The sequence below is a fragment of the Citrobacter sp. wls827 genome (genome assembly GCF_005280875.1).
Classification (GTDB): domain Bacteria; phylum Pseudomonadota; class Gammaproteobacteria; order Enterobacterales; family Enterobacteriaceae; genus Citrobacter; species Citrobacter youngae.
This window is the reverse complement of sequence record NZ_SZWR01000037.1, coordinates 41,311-43,395: the sequence shown is the minus strand read 5'-3', so window position 1 is coordinate 43,395 and position 2,085 is coordinate 41,311. Positions and strand designations below refer to the sequence as shown.

Genomic DNA, 2,085 nt, shown 5'->3' with positions numbered 1-2,085 from the left:
CCGCCACGTCGCTGCCGATATGGCGGCTGATATCCGGCACCATCGGGGCGAAGGAGAAAAATGCTGCATTTCCGGAGCCCATTAACGCTGAAATCGCAAAGGTGATTAGCGTCATCAGCAAGATTATGGAAGCTGCGCTGAGGCCAAATTCTCCTGAGAGTGACAGCAGCGCATCAACCGCACCAATCGCTTTCAGACCGGCGGAGAAGACTTCACCGGCGATAATCAGCGTGACTACCGTGGCAAACACACTGCCCATGCTGTCGAAGACTTTTTGTACGCCAGCCATCACGTCACGAGCTTTACGATGGCGGCAATATTCGCAAATCAGGGTAATGGCCAGGCTTATCAGTACGGCGGTATCGAGCGTAATTTTGAGTGAGCTGAATACTAAATCACTGCACACCAGCATCAACACCAGCGGTAACATCGGCAGGAATAGCCAGGCAACCGGCGCTTCAGCTTCTTCGGTTGAGGTTAATGTCTGCATTTGCTGCGCGGTATTGTCATCGCTCTCCCGGCGATCGAAAAAGCGTTGTACAACAATATGCAGCAGGGCGATGAACAGAATAACGGGGACAACGATCGGTAACTGATCCTGAACAAAATAGTTAACTACCTCGATACCCGCCGTTTTAGCGGCGAGAACTGAGTTCCCGGAACCCGGGCCAAATTCAACGGCACAGGTACTGGCGATAACTGCAGCAACGGCGGCGCGGCTGCAGCCAAGACGGGTCAGCAGGGGGTAAAGCGTTGCCATCAATAGCAGACCCAGTCCGGTGGCGCTACTGATAAATAGCGACAGAAATTGGCCCAGCAGCAAGGCCAGCCCTAGCAGCAGGTAAGGGGAGTTCAGACGTTGCAAGGGGCGGGATGTGACGCGCACCAGCACCTGACTTGCGCCAATGGCCGACATATAGGTGGCAAAGCCACCTATCAGCATGATTTGTAGCCCGAGACCGCCGAGACGCACGCTCAGGGTGTCGCGAATAAACTCAAAGGCGTCAAAGGGGCCAAATCCGGTGCTCTTTTTTACCAGGTTACTGAGCGTGGTCATCCCGCTAAAATGCGCGACAAGCAGTAGTACGATCCCGGTTAAGAGCAACACCGACTGAGGGTGGTACTTTTTCAGGATCAGACGTCCGGCAAAAATGATGGCGAGTAGCGCCAGTAATAATGACATTCTCGCCCCCTTACTCGAAGTTGCCGGTAACCAGACACTCACCATCACGCAGTAGCGGCTTTCCAGCGGCAAACAGGTGGGCCAGTGAGAGGTCGTCATTGAGCACGCAAATATCAGCACGTTCTCCTGCGCAAAGTACGCCGCCAGAAATACCCAGTGAGCGTGCGACGTTCGCCGTCAACATCGCGATCGCCTGAGACACTGGAATACCGACATCAATCAGACGAGGCAGCAGGTTGAGGTTGCCAGCTACCGGCGCGGCGCTTAACCCTTCTACGATGCCTTGCGCATTAAAGCGCGGCACGCTGCCATTGCCATCAGAGCTAATGGTGATGCGATCGGCCGGAACCTGTGATTCCAGCGCGTGGAGAATCGCTTGCTCCTGGGGCATAAATCGACTGCCGCCAGACGTCACGTCGATATGGCCACCGCGATGTGCGAAAGCGATAGCCTGTTCGAACAATGCTTCTGTCCTCGCGACATGCGTCGGTGAAATGTGATGAATTGGAATACCGGCATCACACAGTTCCATCAGCTGTGACATCCCTTCCGGCAGATTGCCCAGGTGTACGTGCAGCAACCCTTTTTTTCCGGCCAGCAGTGAAGCCACGCGGATATCACTGACTATCCTCAATAATTCCTGGAAAGAGGGGTAAGAGCCACGGTGGTCGGCGAGGGCGATTTTGACACCCAGGATTGCCGGGATAAATGCCATATCATCGCGAATGGATCGTGTAATTGTCGGGCTGGGTACCGCGTAGGCTCCGGTATGCATATACGCACGCAGGCCTTCCAGATTGAGGGACTGCATTTTGGCGTAAAGATCTTTCGGGGAGCGGGATATCGCATCAGTACCCAGCACGCCGACGACCGTCGTAATACCGGCCTGAATCAGATCGCGC

2 protein-coding genes are annotated in these 2,085 nt (G+C 54.8%); both read right to left on the bottom strand.

Translation table 11 applies throughout. The features are described 5' to 3' along the window. The coding region (gene dcuC, locus FDX03_RS22225; RefSeq protein ID WP_249357150.1) for a C4-dicarboxylate transporter DcuC at positions 1-1,183 on the bottom strand (1,183 nt) is incomplete at its 3' end. A gap of 10 nt (positions 1,184-1,193) precedes the next feature. Next, positions 1,194-2,085 (bottom strand): amidohydrolase family protein (locus FDX03_RS22220; RefSeq protein ID WP_249357149.1); only part of this gene is annotated, 892 nt, incomplete at its 5' end.